Origin of the sequence: Collinsella aerofaciens, from assembly GCF_040926405.1 — a bacterium.
Taxonomy (GTDB): Bacteria; Actinomycetota; Coriobacteriia; order Coriobacteriales; family Coriobacteriaceae; genus Collinsella.
In genome coordinates this window covers 51,355-68,313 of record NZ_JBCOIG010000005.1, presented here as the reverse complement: position 1 = coordinate 68,313, position 16,959 = coordinate 51,355, and the positions used below count along the sequence as shown (strand labels likewise).

The window sequence follows — 16,959 nt, the reverse complement described above, 5'->3', positions numbered from 1 at the left end:
CTCTTAGTTGTTGGACTCGATGGTTGCGGCGGCGTCGACCGCGTCCTCGAGCTGTAGATTCAATAGCTTCATGCCGTATTCCGGCACGTTGATATCGATGGGTTGGCCATACAGGTCGCCGGGGCGTACAAAGGCGATGACCGTCATGATGCGTGCCATGGTCTCGGGCGATTCGGAAAGGTCGCGCTCAAACCAACGCTGGATCATGCCGACTTCGGCGCTCACGACGTAGGTGACGTAGTAGTCAAAGAACGTGCCCAGCGCCAGGCCCAAAATGCCCGTCTGTGCACGCGGCACCACGGCCTCGCGCGCCGTATCGATGATCTTTTTAATGAAAGCCTGATCGCCGCCAGGACCCAGCAGGGCACCGATTAAGTCGCGGTTGGCCGCAAGGTAGCGCAGCAACTCAACCGAACCGGGCGCCGGCTCGAGCTCGTCGATGTTACGGTAAAGATCGGGCAGTTTAGCTGCGGTAATGAGCTCAACGCGCTCACGAATCTCTGCCAGCAGGCCGTCCTCGATCTGGTTGATAAAGTCGGGAATATCGCGGTAGTGCGAATAGAACGTACGGCGCGTGAGGCCGGCACGCTCGGTAAGCGACGCGACATTAATGCGCGAAAGATCGCCGCTTTCGGCAAGCTCGCTGGCAAGTGCCTGGCGAAGTGCACGCTGCGAGCGAAGGGACCGGCGGTCGCATTTCTCGAGCTGGGACAAGCGTCCTCCTTGTTACTCAGCCTGTGCGCTATTGCACAGTGCGAGTATTATTGCACACCGTGTGCATCAACACGTAAAGGCGATAGAAAACACACCGCCCGGGAACGGTGCGAGACGAACCCTTGGGCCATGGTATTCCCTCCCCGCGCATTCTGGAGCGCGAAAACTGGCAGCACCCCATGCCGAGAGCATTCTACTATCACGCCGCAGGAATGAACGGGCGTTTCCGGCGGAGCCGGAGTTGACGTCCCAAATCAAAAAAGGACCCACGCCCTAAGAGCATGGGTCCTTGAGAAAGGGGTGCAGCCACTTTTAGTTTGCTGGCTACTTGGCAGCCTTCTCTGCAGCAGCTTCCTGGTCGGTCTTGGTGCCCAGGATGAACACCGCGATGATCGGAAGAATGGTGGCGATAATGGCGCCGATCGTGAGGCCGATGAAGCCCATATCGATTCCAGCCACGGGATCGATGTAGCAGGGCAGGCCGAGCCAGCCGTTGGCTCCAGGAGTGAACCACTTGGCACCGCAAGCGCCGGCGACGGCACCGCCCACGCCAGCGGAGAGGAACGTGGCCCACATGAGCTTCTTGCGGGGGATCAGGATACCGTAGAGAGCGGGCTCGGACACACCGAAGAAGTCGGAGATGGTAGCGGGCAGGATGAGGGAGACTTTAAGATCAGCATCCTTGCACTTGAGCAGCATACCGATGCAGGCGCCCAGAATTGCACCGCAACCGGCGAAATTAAGCGGGTTGAGGCTGGAATAGCCAACCGAAGCAATCTCGGTGAACCACAGCGGGATGATGCCCCAGTGAAGGCCGAACATGACGAGCAGGCTCCAGAACGTGCCAACCACGAAGCCGGCGATGATGGGAGACAGGGCAAGTGCGGCCTGGATGCCCATGGCGACGGCGTTGGCCAGGATGGTGGTAACGGGGCCGACGATGAGCAGGCCGGCGAGAGCGGCGATCAGCAGGGTAAAGACATCGGTGAAGATACCGCGGATGAGCTCGGGGAGGATGCCCTTGAAGAACTTTTGGGCCTTAGCGGCAATCCACATGATGGGAATCGAAGGCAGAACCTGCGTGTAGTAGTCGAGCAGCACCAGCGGGATGCCGAACACGTCACCGTAGACGTTGGCCTTGAGCAGCGCGTTGTTCTCAAAGAGCACGCTCGTGGGGTCGCCCGTAGTCATGTTCACCAGGTCGGGGTAAATCAGCACCGCACCGATGGCCATGGAGAGCGCCGGCTTGACGCCGAACTTCTGTCCCGCTGCCCATGCAACCAGAATCGGGAAGAACTTAAAGGCGGCATAGCCGATAGCGTACAGGACGGTGTAGGTGGTCGTTGCCTTGAAGTCGGGCATAAAGACGCAGATGAGCGAGAGCATGGAAACGATAAAGCCGCCCGCCATCAGCACGCCCAGAATGGGCTGGAAAATCGAGGAGATGAAGCCCAGGAGCTTGGAGAAGGGGTCCTTGGCGCCATCCTCGGCGACCAGGTCGGGATCCTCGACGACATCCATCTGCGCCGTCGCGCTGAAGCCACCGATCTGGCACAGCTCGTCGTAGATGCCGTTGACCTGCGGACCCACGACCACCTGATACTGGCCGCCAGCCCGGATGACATCAATGACGCCCTTCGTAGCCTTGAGCCCGTCGGTATCCGCCTTCGACTCGTCCTTAAGGGTGAAGCGCAGGCGCGTGATGCAGTGGCTTACGTCCTTGACGTTGCTCTTGCCACCTACTCCCTCGATGATGGTGTTGCACAATTGCTCGTACTTCATTGTGTTCCTCCTGTAGTACCTACTTGAGTTGCGATCTGTCTCGTGACCGCTTGTCCCGCTGACGTCAGGGCGAGGACTACAGCTGCCTTGGACTCGGAGCCAATCTCCTTTGCGCTGTCTTTACTATATGTGTGGACTTATTCTGCATCAATTCGTCTTAGCTCGTCTTTATTTCCAAATCGGAATTTCCGAGCAGATGACTCGTCTGACAGAACTTGTCCACGATGCGCTCGGGCTCTCCCTTGGGGACCTGGGTGCGCGCGGTTTCGAACGACATGCCGTACTCCCATGCGGGCAGAAAGTACTCGAAGTACCCGTTGGTGTAGCCGAGCACGAGGCCCTGCACCGGGCACTCTTCCTTCATGCGGATGCCGAAGTCGCCGCCCAGCTCACCCGGGAACTGGAACAGGTGCAGGCCGCCCAGGCTGATGACCGCGCAACGCAGATCAAGATGGAAATCGTCATGCGCGACGGTATGGTAGAAGGGCTGGACCACAATGCGACCCAGCTCAACGGGAGTCTCACGGGACATTTCCGCAATCTCCGCCGCAATGCCCGTCGAGACGCGCTCGACCTCGGCGATGCCCCTCCCCTGTCGCACGTTGCGGTTGGAGCAGTCGCCCGCGGCGCCCACGATCATCGCGGGGAAGTAGCCCAGGCTCGGCTCGAGCTTCTTACTGGTAAGGCCGGCAAACTCGCTGGTGAGTTCCGTGCAGTCGGGACCGCAGACCGCAGAGTGCGTGGCCCAGTTGACCAGACCTGCAAACGGAACGCCCTCCTTGTCGAGGAACTCGAGGAGGATGACCTCGTTGTCGGCGAGTCGGCCCGGAACGTTGCGGTTGTCGTAGTAGCCCGTGATTATCTGCTTGCCCAGGCGCGCGGTCGCCGGTTGCGCGTTGGCGCGGCACTCCTCAAAAGCATCGCAGATGGTCTGCAGCAGCCAGTCGTAGTAGTCTTGATCGAACTTATTCGTCCACCAGCTGCGATGATACGCAACGATGGAGGTGTGATTGTGCGTGACGCAAAGCAGCACGGCATCACGGTCGATGCCATAGCGCGTTGCCAGCAGCGTCTTGACCTCCTCGGCCATCTGCTCCTCGACTTCCATGAAGTCGGCGGAAAACACGAAGACCTCGCGCTCGCCATCGCTGAACAACAGCGCGTTGGCGTACACGTCATCGTGGATAGCGGTAGCAGGATGCAGGCGATTCTCAAGATCGCGGTAGCCGATGAGATACACATCGCCTTGCGGCGTGAGCTTGCGGCGTGCGTGTCCAATATTCATATGCGATCCTTTCATTCATTCGTAATTGTTAAGGAAATGGCCTGGAAGAGCGCTGTGTCAGCTCCCCGACCAAAGCCTGAGTTCATTGCCTCGTAGGTAACCCGGTCGTATGCGTCTGATGACGGCAGGTACTTCTTCCCGCCGTTGACCAGCGTAGCCAGTACAACATGAGGGGCGATGGCGCGAACTTGCGTGCCGAAGCTGCTGGACAGCTCGGGCTCGGTACCCACAAGCACCACGTCGCCCCAGCGCAGGATGTTCAGGTGAACCTCCTCGTCGCTAGCGGGAGCATACGTATAGGTGCGCTGCGGGCGCAGGCTATGAAAATCGCCGCGCTGCTGACCGGGAAGGCTCACCTTGCAGACGTCACCACTCACGACGTCGCAGGGCACGGGCGCCGCGTTTGCCAGTGCATCCAGCAGCTCGGCCGCGAACCGCTCACCCAACATGTCGAGAAGTTCCTGGCCATTGCCCTGATCGCGCTGTGCCACATTGCCAGATGCATCGACCTGCGTAACGACCGCCTGCCTCACGGGTGCCTGATCTGCCGCGGCACCTGTTAGAAAGAGGGCGACGCAGCCCGGGAGGCTCTTTTCCGCGATGGCAGAAGCACGGCCAGCAAGGTCGCCCGACACCACCTTGTTGCCCTGCGCATCGCGTGCCTTGTCGAGCACCGACGACTGCACGTCGGCCGTGAACAGCAGGGCGATCAGCTCTTCGGTATCAATACGGCGCAGGCAGATGCTCTGCAGCCTCTTGTCCGAATACCCTTGCGGGTTGTGACCCAACCACCAGCCTGCAGGCGTCTCCACATCGCGGTTAACGTTGCAGGTAGTTGCTCCGTTACCGACCAGCAGCTCCGCCTCAGATAGTGCCTCCAGGGCTTGTCGCACCGCAGTGTGCGCCGCCTCCTCGAGCCGCACTCGCAGCAACGCATTCTTCTCGCGCTCGCCGTCGCTTGCAAGATGCTCGGGCGTACGCACATGGGGAGATGAGAACGTGTGCGTAACGGTAATCCATACCAGATTGGGAGCGCAGCCTGTCTCACGCGCCACCAAAGTGCGCAGCGGTTCGACCACATCGGCGCGCAGGGAGGTCGCCTCCACACTCACGATGCTGCAGCGCTCACCTGCCTCAACGATAACCGCGCGCACCCACAGGGAATCGAGTTCGACGTCAAACCCGTCGAACGGCAATACCCCGTCCAGGTTGATGCGCGCTTTACCCGCTCCCGCTTTCACCTCATACCTCCTCGTCGATATGGTACAAGCGATGGGCGTTGCCACTCAGCAGCAGATCCTTCTCTTCCTGAGAAAGATCGAGATCGCGCACGAACGCCGGACCGTCGAGCAGCCATTCGCGACGCACGGGATACGACGTCCCCCACACCACGTGATCGGCGCCCAACACCTTTACGGCACATTCCAGCGCCTCCTTGCCCCACGGCTGCGCGTGCGACATCTCAAAGAAGATGTGCTGGTCAAGACGCTCGGCAAGCTCCCCGCTGTCCGCTTGGAAGCGCTGCACCTTATCGGTGCGCTTGGCAGCCGCCGGCAGCAGCATCTGCTTGATGGCGAAGAAGCCGCCTCCCAGCATGGAGTGAACCATCTTGAGATTGGAATAGCGTACGAAGAAGTCGGAGAAGAGCTCGCGGCCCACGGCCGTGGTCTGGTCGACGCAGCGGCCGTACGAACGGCGCAGGTTGTTGTAGTCAAGCAGCGAGGCGTTATCCACCGGCACGGGCACGTGGTGCACGTAAACTGTCGCATTATGCTGATTGAGCTTCTCGAACAGCGGGGCGAACATGGGATCGTCCAGGTAGTAGTTGCCGTAATGGCTGCAAAGCTGCACGCCCGCAAAGCGCTTCTCACCCAGATAATGGTCGATCTCTGCGTCGAGGTCCACGCCGCCAAAAGGCGGCACCACCATGAGCGGGATCAGGCGACCGCGCGAACGCTCGGCGAAGTCCGCCATGCCATCGTTGAACAGGCGGCACATCGCAAGGCTCATCCACTCATTGCAGCCAGGGACCTTCATGACAGCTTTATCCACGCCCGCCTCGTCCATATCGGCAAGCATACCCTCAAGCACATAGTCGCCCTGCGCGTAATTGAGCGAAGGAAAGCCCGCGGGCTTCTCGACGGTGATCTGCTTTACACCGTTTTCTTCCTTGAGGTACACGTTGGTACCATAGGCACGCGGGGCCTCGGCGATAAACGTCGACAGCGCCTGCTCGTCCTCAAACAGGGACTCGGGAAACCAGTACATATTCGCATCTACAACCATGTTTTTCTCCTCACAGTAGGATTTCATGGCTCCAGTCTACGAATTGATTTATTCGCTCTCAATTCCATTCGTATTAAATTTTATTCCCATATCGAATACTGAACGCGACGAAACAAGGCGAGGCTTACCGGCTCGCGATATGTCATAGGACACGGAAACCCCAGGTACGGGCTATCGGCTCGCGATATGCCTAAGAAGCGCTGCCGTCTCGGGCGTGGGCTCGGTGCCACGCAGGTAATAGCAGCTAATCCGCGTCTCGAATGTTGGGTTAACGTCCACAAGAACCGCCTTGCCGGCACAAAGGGAGGCCGCCGGCTTGCGCATGAGCAGCGAGACGCCCATCTCGTGCGACACGAGGTCAATGATGTTTTGTGCGAGCGAGCCGCTATAGACCACACGCGGAACAAAGCCCGCCGTAGAGCAGGCGTCCAGAATCAGCTTATACATCACCGAATCTTCGGGGAGCAACAGGAATTCCTCGTGCGCAATCTCGGCGAGGTCGATCTGGCTCAATCCCGCCAGCGGGTGCGTCAGCGGCAGCACGGCCACGAGCTGATCGGTGTCATAGGGGATTCGAATAAAGTCATCCTCTGCATCGCCCTGCTCGATCTCGTGATTCCAATCGCGAATGAACGCAAGGTCCAGGTGGCCTTTACGCAACTGGTCCTTGAGCAGGTCCGGCTCACCCTCAGTTATCTTCAGGCGGATGCCCGGGGTGTCCTGATCGAAGTCCGACAGAAGATCCGTGATGCCATATGGCGCCATAATCGGAATCGATCCGATGCGAACGGTACGACGCTTGTAGCGCTTTTGGTCGGCAAGCGCATTGCGCGCCTCATTGGCGGTGCGCACGAGCCGCTCGGCATAGGGCAGGAACACGCGGCCGTCGGCACTGAGCGACACTTTGCGCGTAGTTCGATCGAGGAGTGTGACGCCGAGCTCCGCCTCAAGCGATTTCATGTGCTTGCTGAGCGAGGACTGCGCGATATTGAGTTGCTCGCTGGCTTCCAGGAAATTCCTCGTCTGCGCAAGCACTATGTATTCGCGGCATTTTTCGATGTCCACCATGCACCTCCGTCGTTTGCCCACGACAAGGGTACCACGTGCCATCCCTGCACGAGGGACGGAGCGCGGCGGTACCCGAACGCTTGACCCTTCCGACGGGATATCGCTACGCGCGAAACGGAGCGCTGATGATGCCGGATGAGAAGAGAAAGCGTACCGAGGGGCCCACAACCAGCAGCTGCAAGGGCAGAGCCATCACAACATTGCGCAGGACGTTTTCTGCCCAAAGCAACGGGAAGGCTGTGACGGGAGCGCCGTGCATCATGGACATCGCCGCACCGTAGCAGCTCATGTAGGGCACCATCAGGCACACCATAAAGACGGATTTCATGATGATGCGGCTGCGCCACTCGCGCATGCCGAGCACGCGGTTGGAAAGCGGACCGGCGTAGAACACGTCACCCACCAGCGCCGTCAGGAAACCCGGAACGAAGCCGGTGACAGCACTCATAAGGCTCTGCGGGGACAGACCACCCGCTAGAACGGCAGCGTTATACACGGACATGCCGGCAACCATCAGCGCGCACATGACGATAGTGAACTTTTCTTTCTGGATTATGCTGATCATCTTGACCCTCCTGAAAAGGTCGGGCCAAAAGCGAGAAGCGCGTAAACCCGGCCTGGACTTACGCGCTTGCTACTCAACCACGAGAGATTCTATCGCATCGTGATATATGGGTCCGCAAAATTCCACAACGGATGGTCTAAGTGCCAGCGAGACGGCGCGCGGGGCGACTTATAACAATCCGAAGCTATCCTCGTTTAACAAAAAGTCGAGCACGCCCATCGTAAGCACACCTCGTTCGTCCTGCAGCGGCTTATCGAGATACAGGTTGCGCCGTATTTCCATCAATCCTCCTGCTATTGGACCGACAGCTCTATTTAGATATTTTGCCGTTTCCGGCATTTCTACTCATCTAGCTATGTTAACCCGCCGCTTGCACGGCCAGCTCCGGATGGAACTCGCACTCCGGCTCCATCATCTTTTTCCAGCTCTTCCTGTAGCACCCATCCTCGAGCTGCCCGCGCATGAGGGACGTCCTGTCCCCGACGCGTGCTGCCTCGTGCAGCCACTTGAACCACATCAGGTAGCTGTGGAGCCTGCGGGTCGACACGCCCTTGAACCTCTGTGTTTGGTCAAGTTCAAGTGCTAGTTTCGGAAAGGGGCCGTCCCTTTGTCACATTGGGCGCAGTCAGTCCCGCTAATGGAACTCCAAATCACAGCCCCCGTCGCATCATGCCGATAACGATCGATAAGGAGGCTGCCATGAACAACCAAGCAAGCGATGGCATCACCGAAGATGGCAAGGATCTCGTCCTCAGCTGCATCAAGAACCCCGAGCTGTGCGACCACGTGCGCAAATGCACTTAGTTTTTGAAACGCCACTACCGATTGTCCAAAATGTCATTCGTGGGTAGAATAGTGTCGACGGCAGCCCAAGTTGTGGTTAGCTGGGCAGCGCCGTTGTTTGCATTAGGGGGTCAACGCCTTAGCGGCAGCGACCCCTTCTGTTACGCTTCGAACGCTGCTTGAGTGCCTTGGAAAGTCCGATGAGCGCCGTGAGGAGCGAGGCCAATGCGGTCAGGAGCCTCACGAAATCAATCAAATCGGTCATGGGCATCACCTCCCACCAAATGGAGGGCGCTGCCCGGCACGAGGAACTGCCGTCAACGATATCGATTCTATCAAAGCGCAGTTAGATATGCGAATATATGTTCGGGTTCCAAGAGACCGACATCCCCTGCGGCCCACCAAGGGGACCGGTAACATACACGATGAGCGGTCTATAATCGCCGGTGAACGGTTATCGGGCCATTGAATCGCTGTTATTATTGACGGGGGGAGGTTCTCTTCCTATTATCTAGGCAGTTTCAGAGTGTTACTCAGAGCCCTTGCTCCTGAGGCAGACTGGCAAGCAATCTTAGGGATTGTGCTATGTATCTGCCGAGGGAGTTATTTGCGTTAAGGGGCCACGAATGAAGATCATCAAGAGAATCAACAACAATGCGGTGCTGTGCCTTGATGGCGACGGCAACCGCGTCGTTGCTCTCGGCAGTGGTCTTGGTTGTGTCAAGCTGCAGGAAGAACTCGACCTCGATCTCGTCGATCATACGTTTTACGACATCGAGCCTCGTTACGTCGACCTGCTGCGCGATTTGCCCGCCGACCATATTGAGCTCGCGGCCCGTATCGCCGACATGGCCCGCGCGATGCTCTCCTATGAGCTGTCCCCGCATCTGGACATTGCGCTGGCAGACCACATTTCCTTTGCAATCAAGCGCTCCAAGGAGGGCATCTACCTGCAGATGCCGTTTACCTATGACATTCAGCAAAGCTATCCCGTTGAGTACAAGATCGCTGAGTATGCGGTTCGTCTGGTCAAGTCCGACCTGGGCGTGCTGCTGCCTCCAACGGAGGTGTCCGGCGTTGCGATGAGCATCGTGAACAGTGCGGTCGCGCCGTCTGGCCGGGCGTCTGCGGATCAGGCTCGTCGTCAAGAGGATGCGCTCGAGCGTATCACAGGCATCGTCGAGGACAAGATGGGCGTACGGGTCGATCGCGAGGGGTTCGGTTACTCCCGTTTTGCCACGCATGTGCAGTACCTTATGCGTCGCGTGCTCGATGGCGATCCCATAGCTTCCGAGAACTCGGGCATGTATGCCCAGCTCGTTCTAGATAACCCCAAAGTCTCCGCGTGCGTGGACGTCATTTCGTCGGCAATCGAGGAGGAGTTTGAGGCCGCGTTGACCGAAGAGGAGAAGCTCTACCTCATCCTTCACGTCAACCGTATTTGTGCACGGTCGGACGGCTAAGCCGACTGTGTTTTCAAGTGCGGCTAGACGGCTAGACCGACTGCACTTTCTTTCTTTGCTATCCGGGGGCGGCACCGCGCGCACGTCGTCCAGGGCATAGGCATATCCGCCATTCGCGACAGGCGCTAATGCCTGCACGCGAACGTACCCGAAAGGAGAACATCGTGGCAAACAACAAGCAGATCGCCGCCGATGTACTCGAGGCTGTGGGAGGCAAGAAGAACGTTAGCTTCGTCACCCATTGCATGACCCGTTTGCGCTTTACGCTCAAAGACCGCTCCGTTGTTGATGAGACCCAGGTCAAGAAAATTAAGGGTGTTTTGGGCGCCCAGGAGTCGGGCGGTCAGTTCCAGATCATCATCGGCCAGAACGTCCCCAAGGTTTACGACGAGCTGTGCGCTATGAGTGGCTTGGCAAAGCAGGCTGCTATCGATGAGAATCTCGATGGCACGAAGGAGAAGCTCACGCCTAAGACCATCGGCCGCAACGTCATGAACTATCTCGCCGGTTCTATGGTTCCCATGATTCCGGTTCTGCTTTCTGTCGGCCTGTTTAAGACAATTGCAGTGGTGCTTGGCCCGGGCATGATGAATGTGATGCCAGCGGAGAGCGACCTTATCGTGTTCATGAATATGCTGTACAACGCGGCGTTCTACTTCATGCCGATTTATCTGGGCTATAACGCCGCCAAAAACATCGGTCTCACACCGGTACTCGGCGCTTTTATGGGCGGTCTGCTCATGGAGCCCTCCTTCGTGGCACTTGCAGGGGAGGGCACCGCGTTCTCTGTATACGGCATTCCTTGTACACCCGGCATGTACGCGCAGACGGTTCTCCCAATTCTGCTGACTGTGCCCGTTATGCATGCGATCGAGCGCGTGCTTCGTAAGGTCATGCCTGATGCGCTCATGACCGTCTTTACGCCGTTCCTCACCATCGGAATCTCTGCGCCCATCTGCCTGTGCCTCCTTGCTCCTCTTGGTTCGTGGCTCGGTGCTGGTCTTGCTGCGTTCTTCAATATGATGGGTTCTACTGGTGGAGTTGTCTCCATTCTTGGCGGCGGCTTGCTTGCGGCATTGTGGCTTCCCATGGTTGTGACTGGCATGCACATTGCTCTCGTTGGCATCGCTCAGGTTGCGTTCCTCTCGGCGGGCTCCGATCCGTTCGTTTTCGTTGCCATTATGATCAGTCTCTGGGCCGGTTTTGGCTCTGAGGTTGCTGGATGGCTCAAGCTGCGCAAGAAAGAAGAAAAGCAGGCGGCGTTCGGCTACCTGGTTGCGCAGTTGGTCGGCGGCGTGGGCGAGCCATGGCTGTACGGTATGAGTTTCCGCTATCCGAAACTCTTCGTTTGCAGCATTGTGGGCAGCTTTGTGTCCGGCGCGACTGCTCTGGCGCTTGGCGTAACCGCTTACGTTATGGGCCTGCCTTCTAACGTGATGTGCATCCTTACGTTCATGGGTGGCGATGCTCAGAACATAATTAACGCTTGTATTGCCGCTGCAGCTGGCTTTGTCGTGTCGTTCGCAGTGACCTGGTTCTTCGGCTTCACCGAGGATGAGCTTGAGAACGGCCCTGTTGCCGAGCGTTCGTAATATATAGATGGGCTTCGGTTTTTCCGGGGCCCACTTGATGTCATCGAAGAGGGGATTGAGATGGTGACGTTTACCACGGAAGAGATTACCGAGCGAATCATTCGCATCAAGGACGGTACGGATGTGTGCATGTACCTCCTTGTTGGATCCGAGCGCGCGCTGTTGATCGATACGGGCTACGGTATTGGCGACCTGCGAGGATATGTTGAGTCCCTGCTTGGTGGTAAACCGTACGACGTGGTGTGCACGCACGGCCATGTCGACCATGCCGCTGGGGCTTCGTCATTTGGCACCGTGTACATGAGCGATGCCGATCTTGAGCTGTATGCCGAACACGGTACGCTGGAATTCCGACGGAAGATGCTGGCAGAGCATGCCCCCGAGGTGTTTGCGCAGCTTGAGGATGAAGACTACGCGCAAATGCGCACGGAGCCGTTCTTGAATCTGGTTGACGGGCAGCTGTTTGAGCTCGGCGACCTCACGGTCGAGATGGTGCACGTTCCTGGGCACACGCAGGGCATGTTCGTGCCCATCGCCCGCGAGGAGCGCGTGGCGTTCTTCGGTGATGCGTGCGGTGTATTCACGCTGCTTATTCTGCCCGAGGCGTCCACGGTTGCCGAGTATCGCGACAGCCTGCTTCACCTGCGTGAGCATGCGGGCGACTTTGATCGCGTGCTGCGTCAGCACGGGACGTGCGAATCGCCGAAGAGTATTCTCGACGGTAATATCGGTCTTTGCGAGGATGTTCTTTCCGGTGCTGCCGATGCGATGCCTCATGAGTTTATGGGCATCGAAGCGCTGCTTGCACGCGCTGTCGACCCTGCGACGAATGCGCGCCTTGACGGCGGCGAGGGTAACCTGGTGTACCGTACCGATCGAATTCGCTAGGCGAGAGATAGCCTCGCGCGGGTGAAACACTTGCTGCGTCTGCGTTTATGCCCCCATTGCCCGCTCTGGATACGCTCCAGAGCGGGCGTTTTATATAGTATGTGATGCGTTTGCGTTTTGGCGCGTTTCGATTGCGGGCGGCTTTCATGTGACAAAGGGGTCGTCCCGATGTCAAATTACTCGATGACAGTGCGGGAGTTTTGGTTGCGCATGGTGGCAAGCATGTGTTTGGGGACGGCATGGGTCATGCAGTTGCCGATGGTCGCGCTTGCCGCCGCCCTGGCCGCATCGCTACCATTTTTGGTCGCATAGCTATGGCGGAAACGTTTGAGCATGGCGATGTCGTTGCCGCCGTCGCCGTAAACCGCGACCTCGTCCTCGGCAATGCCGTAATAGTTCGCCAGCCACGCCACACTCTCGCCCTTATTGCAAGCAACATCGGTGATCTCGAACATCACCGGATCGAACGGCGCGTTAACCACGCGATCCGAGCGTTCGGCCAGATACGCCTTAAGGTCGCGCTCCAGCTCGGGCGAGGTCACGCGGCAGTTGATCTTGCACACGTCATGGCGCAGGATGTCGCCAATCGACTGATCGAAATACTGTTCCTCGTGATAACCGCCGCGAGCACGCATGCCGCGCATCACGATGCGCTTAAGGGGACTGTCCTTTTTAAAACCCGCCTGATGCATCTCGAACGAACCGCTCGAGAACATGCCGTCGGGCGTAGAGCAGTCAAAGCAAATGTCGGGGAATGTCTTGAGCAGCTCCTCGGTAATCTGCGGGTCAATGGTCCAGGTCTTGAGCACTTCACCATGGCTATCGCGCACGATGGAGCCGTTGGAGCAGCAGGCGTCGAGCGCCAGGCCCGTAAAGCCATGCTCGCCGATCGGCAACGTCGAGCGCCCGGTCGCGGGGACCACGTGCAGACCCGCCTCGGTGAGCTCGCGAATGGCGCGGCGAATGGTTCCATCGGCCTCGTGCAGGGCGTTAAGCAGGGTTCCGTCTAAGTCACTCGCGAACATCTTGATCATGGGTATGCCTTTCTTTCGTCTGTCCGATATTGTAGACGAGAACGGGCGTGCCCCAAGAGAGACACGCCCGTCAGGCGAAAGATTGTCCTACACCGCGGCGGGACCGTGTTCGCCGGTGCGGATGCGGATTACCTCCTCGACCGGTTCGACCCAAATCTTGCCGTCTCCGACGGCGCCGGTGCGAGCGGCGTTGCAGATGATGTCGACAATTCCATCGACATGCTCGTCGGCACAAATGAGCGTGAACTGCACCTTAGGGATCGTGTTGACAAGCAACTCGTTGCCGCGCACGTATTCCTTCCAGCCATGCTGTGCGCCGCAGCCCTGGACCTGGTTGATAGTCATACCGCGAACATCAGCAGCAAACAGCGCGTCTTTAAGAACCTCAAGCTTCTCGGCACGAACGATCGCCGTAATCTTCTTCATATCAAATCACTCCCCTTGTTAGTCCAAGCCGCTGAACGATGGATACGCGCTTTCGCCGTGCTGGCTCGCATCCAGACCCAGAGCCTCGTCGGCCTCGTCCACGCGCAGGCTACCGTGGAACAGTGTCTTAACCACCGCGGCAATCACCAGGTCGAGCACCAGCACGATAACGACCGTCACCACAATACCCAGAATCTGCGAGACCAGCAGTGACACGTCGCCTGTGTAGAACAGACCGCCCTTGCCGGTCCACGAGAGCTCCGGCACGCAGAACAGACCCGTGAGCACGCCGCCCAGGATGCCACCGATGCCATGGCAGCCAAACGCGTCGAGCGCGTCGTCGTAGCCGAACTTGGTCTTAAGATGGCTGATGGCGAAATAGCAGACGGGCGAAACGATCAGACCCATGACCAGCGCCGCCCACGGCTCGACAAAGCCTGCGCCCGGCGTGACCACCACGAGGCCCGCGACCAGACCGGTGCTTGCGCCCACCAGCGTGGGGCGACCGGTGTGCACGCGCTCGACGGCAAGCCACGAGACCACGCCCGCCGCGCTGGCCGTCACGGTGTTGAGGATGGCAAGCGCCGCCACGGCGTCGGCCTTAAACTCGCTGCCGCCGTTAAAACCAAACCAGCCAAACCAAAGCAGCCCGGCGCCCAGTGCCACAAACGGCACGTTATGCGGTCGATAGCTCACCATGCCAAAACCGCGACGACGGCCGAGCATCAGGCAGAGAATCAGGCCCGTCAGACCGGACGAGATGTGCACCACGTCGCCACCGGCAAAGTCGAGCGCGCCGATGATGTCGCCGATAAAGGAGCCCTCGCCGCCCCAGACCATATGGGCGAGCGGCGCGTAGACCACGAGCAGCCAAATGCCAAGGAAGGCCGCCATAGCGCCGAATTTAACGCGCCCGGCAAGGCTGCCCGTGACGATGGCGGCCGTAATCATGGCAAATGCCATCTGGAAGGCGATGTTGACAATCTCCGGGTAGACGGCACCGTCCGTCGCGGTGCCCTCGGCCGCTTGCAGCACCTGGCCGAGCACCGGCAGGCACAGCAGCTGGTCAAGGCCTCCAATAAACGGGCTGAAACCGTCACCGCCGTAGGCCAGCGACCAGCCGGCAACAATCCACAGCACACCAACCAGACCAATGGCGCCAAAGCACATGAGCATGGTGTTGATGACATTTTTGCGCCTGGACAGGCCGCCATAGAAAAACGCCAGACCCGGTGTCATTAAAAACACGAGCATGGTGCAGATGAGCATAAACGTTGTCGATCCCGTATCGTACATTCGCTCCCCCTTGATCGCATGAACGTTGTCGGCGCCCATAATGCGGCCGAGGGGCAACTGGTGTAGACCAGATACGGCGTTGTTAAACGCTGCGTTGTCGAATGGAAACGGTGCCGCAATCTTGGAAACGGCGCGGCAACGGGCGCGAAACGAACGGGAAATACGCGAGCAAGGAAGCCGCGAGCGTACCTGTCCCGGCTAGCGTCGGAACAGCTCGCGGGCGCGGTCGCGGAGGTCGGTAGCTCGGATGACACCTTCGTAGCGATTGATGCGCAGGCGTGGGAAGGCGTTAAAGAAGCGTAGGTCGCGACGGCTGAGCGACACGCTCGGCACCGGACGGCTCATGCGCTTACCGGCAAGGCGACGGCTGAGCGACGGACGCGGCATGCTCGGCGCGGCATCGGCCACGCGGCGGGCAGCGAGCGCCAAGCCGCGAGCACCATCCGAGATAAACGTCGGCATTGAAGCCTTCTCGCGCAGGGCATCGAGCGTCGCATCGCCCAGCTCGGCCAGCCACGCGTTAACGGCACGACTGCGGATATGTGTCTGTGTCACCGAGTCGATTGCCGAATCGGGAATACGTTCGAGCATAGAGTCGGACGCATCGGCAAGCGACTCGTTGATGCGGTCGGCAAGGTCGGCCCGGACGCGCTCCAGCTGATCGGACAGACGCCGCCAGCTCGCCAACGAGCACACCGCGTCGACCATCATCGCGACCGCGACGATAAACGCGGACAGCCGCACAATCAGCACCGGCAGATGGGCAAGCAGGCCCAACACCGCCGGCTCCACCACGCGGCAAATACACAACGCGCCCAGGCCAAACGCGCAGGCCCAGTACAGACAGATACGTCCGTGCAGGTTAAAGGGCAGATGCGAATAGTCCCAAAAGCGTGCGCCTGTTGTCTTTTCCAACAGCACGCCCACGCTGTACTCAATCACGCTACATACGAGCGCTGCGGCGACAAACTGGCTCGACGCGTCAGGAATTCCGCGCAACAGTAGCCAGCAGGCAATGCCGCCCGCGCCATAGATGGGGCAGCACGGCCCCAGCAAAAAGCCGCTGTTGGCAAAGCGTCCGTGGTTGAGCATGGCGCAGACCGTCGATTCCCATGCCCAACCGCAAAAACCGTAGAAGGCAAACGAGAGCACCAGCGCCGAGAGCGGACAGGCGGCAAGCGTCGCGCCGCCGAACGCCATATCAATCGCGGTTTCCACCGTCTACCCTCTCCTCTTTTCGTTCGAGCCCTCGTTCGAATCGTTCGCGCCGCCTTTGCGCGGTAGACGGCCGGCGACCGTCTCGCGCAGCGCGCACCATTTATCTGCCAGGCATACAATCCAAGCCTCACGACACGTCGGCGGCACTGGCACCAGCGGAAACATATGCCGCACGATGATATTCCGCTCGCGCGACGTCAGCTCAAAATCTTCCTCCGCACGTGCCAGGGCAAAAAACGGATGCCGAAATCCGTGCAGTCGATGGCTCGGGTCGGGGTCGTGCCAATCGTAGAGAAAGTAATCGTGTAACAGGGCTCCGCGCAGCAGCGAGGCACGGTCGACCGAAATGCCAGCACGGCCCAAGCGCTCGGCAAAGGACAGGCTTGCCCGCGCCACCGAGGTCACATGCGCATACACCGTCACATCGCCATGCTGAATAAACTCGCGCGTCAGGTCCAGACGGCCCGCCTGTACCAGTTGACGGGCAGCATGGTCTACTTCGCACGCGATTTTCTCGGCACGAACGACATCGGACATGCTGCCTCCTTCCAGCGACTCA

Annotated in this window: 17 protein-coding genes; 3 read left to right on the top strand and 14 right to left on the bottom strand. The window is 59.1% G+C overall.

Going from position 1 to position 16,959, the window contains the following annotated elements; genetic code table 11:
* Window positions 1-3: 3 nt before the first annotated feature.
* From AB5758_RS03405 to AB5758_RS03365, 9 genes are all read right to left on the bottom strand, one after another.
* The gene (locus AB5758_RS03405) at window positions 4-714 is read right to left on the bottom strand and encodes a TetR/AcrR family transcriptional regulator (RefSeq protein WP_368141396.1); all 711 of its coding nucleotides are present in this window, start codon (window positions 712-714) and stop codon (window positions 4-6) included.
* Window positions 715-1,038: 324 nt separating this feature from the next.
* The gene (locus tag AB5758_RS03400) at window positions 1,039-2,496 is read right to left on the bottom strand and encodes a PTS transporter subunit EIIC (RefSeq protein ID WP_368141397.1); all 1,458 of its coding nucleotides are present in this window, start codon (window positions 2,494-2,496) and stop codon (window positions 1,039-1,041) included.
* Between the two features lie 157 nt (window positions 2,497-2,653).
* Window positions 2,654-3,781, bottom strand: a complete 1,128-nt coding sequence (locus AB5758_RS03395; protein WP_368141398.1) for a neutral/alkaline non-lysosomal ceramidase N-terminal domain-containing protein — start codon at window positions 3,779-3,781, stop codon at window positions 2,654-2,656.
* Window positions 3,782-3,792: 11 nt separating this feature from the next.
* Window positions 3,793-5,022 (bottom strand): hypothetical protein, encoded by a 1,230-nt coding sequence (locus AB5758_RS03390; RefSeq protein WP_368141399.1) that lies wholly within the window; start codon window positions 5,020-5,022, stop codon window positions 3,793-3,795.
* Between the two features lies 1 nt (window position 5,023).
* Window positions 5,024-6,067: an amidohydrolase family protein gene (locus AB5758_RS03385; RefSeq protein WP_368141400.1), complete on the bottom strand. Its 1,044-nt coding sequence runs from the start codon at window positions 6,065-6,067 to the stop codon at window positions 5,024-5,026.
* Window positions 6,068-6,238: 171 nt separating this feature from the next.
* Complete coding sequence (locus AB5758_RS03380; protein ID WP_368155369.1) at window positions 6,239-7,177, bottom strand: LysR family transcriptional regulator; 939 nt, start codon at window positions 7,175-7,177, stop codon at window positions 6,239-6,241.
* A 61-nt stretch (window positions 7,178-7,238) separates the two neighbouring features.
* Window positions 7,239-7,700 carry a DUF2798 domain-containing protein gene (locus AB5758_RS03375; RefSeq protein WP_368141402.1) on the bottom strand — a complete coding sequence of 154 codons (462 nt, stop codon included), beginning with the start codon at window positions 7,698-7,700 and terminating at the stop codon, window positions 7,239-7,241.
* A 358-nt stretch (window positions 7,701-8,058) separates the two neighbouring features.
* Window positions 8,059-8,217: a hypothetical protein gene (locus AB5758_RS03370; RefSeq protein ID WP_368155367.1), complete on the bottom strand. Its 159-nt coding sequence runs from the start codon at window positions 8,215-8,217 to the stop codon at window positions 8,059-8,061.
* Between the two features lie 405 nt (window positions 8,218-8,622).
* Window positions 8,623-8,748: a hypothetical protein gene (locus AB5758_RS03365; protein WP_368141404.1), complete on the bottom strand. Its 126-nt coding sequence runs from the start codon at window positions 8,746-8,748 to the stop codon at window positions 8,623-8,625.
* 361 nt (window positions 8,749-9,109) lie between these two features.
* On the opposite strand from AB5758_RS03365, the gene AB5758_RS03360 reads away from it, so the two are divergent.
* The 3 genes from AB5758_RS03360 (at window position 9,110) to AB5758_RS03350 (ending at window position 12,426) form a co-directional block, all read left to right on the top strand.
* Window positions 9,110-9,946 (top strand): PRD domain-containing protein, encoded by an 837-nt coding sequence (locus AB5758_RS03360; protein ID WP_368141405.1) that lies wholly within the window; start codon window positions 9,110-9,112, stop codon window positions 9,944-9,946.
* Window positions 9,947-10,110: 164 nt separating this feature from the next.
* A complete protein-coding gene (locus tag AB5758_RS03355; RefSeq protein ID WP_368141406.1) occupies window positions 10,111-11,538 on the top strand; it encodes a PTS transporter subunit EIIC in 1,428 nt (475 codons plus the stop codon).
* Window positions 11,539-11,598: 60 nt separating this feature from the next.
* Window positions 11,599-12,426, top strand: coding sequence for an MBL fold metallo-hydrolase (locus tag AB5758_RS03350; protein ID WP_368141407.1), 828 nt, complete (start codon window positions 11,599-11,601; stop codon window positions 12,424-12,426).
* A gap of 176 nt (window positions 12,427-12,602) precedes the next feature.
* On the opposite strand, the gene AB5758_RS03345 is transcribed toward AB5758_RS03350, so the two are convergent.
* The 5 genes from AB5758_RS03345 to AB5758_RS03325 all read right to left on the bottom strand — a co-directional run bounded on the left by AB5758_RS03345 (window position 12,603) and on the right by AB5758_RS03325 (window position 16,937).
* Window positions 12,603-13,460 (bottom strand): HAD-IIB family hydrolase, encoded by an 858-nt coding sequence (locus AB5758_RS03345; RefSeq protein ID WP_368141408.1) that lies wholly within the window; start codon window positions 13,458-13,460, stop codon window positions 12,603-12,605.
* Between the two features lie 87 nt (window positions 13,461-13,547).
* Window positions 13,548-13,886: a P-II family nitrogen regulator gene (locus AB5758_RS03340; RefSeq protein ID WP_117629936.1), complete on the bottom strand. Its 339-nt coding sequence runs from the start codon at window positions 13,884-13,886 to the stop codon at window positions 13,548-13,550.
* 18 nt (window positions 13,887-13,904) lie between these two features.
* Complete coding sequence (locus AB5758_RS03335) at window positions 13,905-15,182, bottom strand: ammonium transporter (protein WP_368141409.1); 1,278 nt, start codon at window positions 15,180-15,182, stop codon at window positions 13,905-13,907.
* Between the two features lie 198 nt (window positions 15,183-15,380).
* On the bottom strand, window positions 15,381-16,400 hold the full coding sequence (locus tag AB5758_RS03330; RefSeq protein ID WP_368141410.1) for a putative ABC transporter permease: 1,020 nt from the start codon (window positions 16,398-16,400) through the stop codon (window positions 15,381-15,383).
* A gap of 3 nt (window positions 16,401-16,403) precedes the next feature.
* Complete coding sequence (locus AB5758_RS03325; protein WP_368141411.1) at window positions 16,404-16,937, bottom strand: HD domain-containing protein; 534 nt, start codon at window positions 16,935-16,937, stop codon at window positions 16,404-16,406.
* Between the last annotated feature and the right edge of the window lie 22 nt (window positions 16,938-16,959).

Coding starts and splice junctions, on each gene's coding strand:
- AB5758_RS03345 (WP_368141408.1), bottom strand. CDS start 13,460: ATGATCAAGATGTTCGCGAGTGACTTAGACGGAACCCTGCTTAACGCC.
- AB5758_RS03325 (WP_368141411.1), bottom strand. CDS start 16,937: ATGTCCGATGTCGTTCGTGCCGAGAAAATCGCGTGCGAAGTAGACCAT.
- AB5758_RS03395 (WP_368141398.1), bottom strand. CDS start 3,781: ATGAATATTGGACACGCACGCCGCAAGCTCACGCCGCAAGGCGATGTG.
- AB5758_RS03375 (WP_368141402.1), bottom strand. CDS start 7,700: ATGATCAGCATAATCCAGAAAGAAAAGTTCACTATCGTCATGTGCGCG.
- AB5758_RS03370 (WP_368155367.1), bottom strand. CDS start 8,217: ATGTGGTTCAAGTGGCTGCACGAGGCAGCACGCGTCGGGGACAGGACG.
- AB5758_RS03400 (WP_368141397.1), bottom strand. CDS start 2,496: ATGAAGTACGAGCAATTGTGCAACACCATCATCGAGGGAGTAGGTGGC.
- AB5758_RS03380 (WP_368155369.1), bottom strand. CDS start 7,177: ATGGCACGTGGTACCCTTGTCGTGGGCAAACGACGGAGGTGCATGGTG.
- AB5758_RS03335 (WP_368141409.1), bottom strand. CDS start 15,182: ATGTACGATACGGGATCGACAACGTTTATGCTCATCTGCACCATGCTC.
- AB5758_RS03365 (WP_368141404.1), bottom strand. CDS start 8,748: ATGACCGATTTGATTGATTTCGTGAGGCTCCTGACCGCATTGGCCTCG.
- AB5758_RS03350 (WP_368141407.1), top strand. CDS start 11,599: ATGGTGACGTTTACCACGGAAGAGATTACCGAGCGAATCATTCGCATC.
- AB5758_RS03385 (WP_368141400.1), bottom strand. CDS start 6,067: ATGGTTGTAGATGCGAATATGTACTGGTTTCCCGAGTCCCTGTTTGAG.
- AB5758_RS03360 (WP_368141405.1), top strand. CDS start 9,110: ATGAAGATCATCAAGAGAATCAACAACAATGCGGTGCTGTGCCTTGAT.
- AB5758_RS03340 (WP_117629936.1), bottom strand. CDS start 13,886: ATGAAGAAGATTACGGCGATCGTTCGTGCCGAGAAGCTTGAGGTTCTT.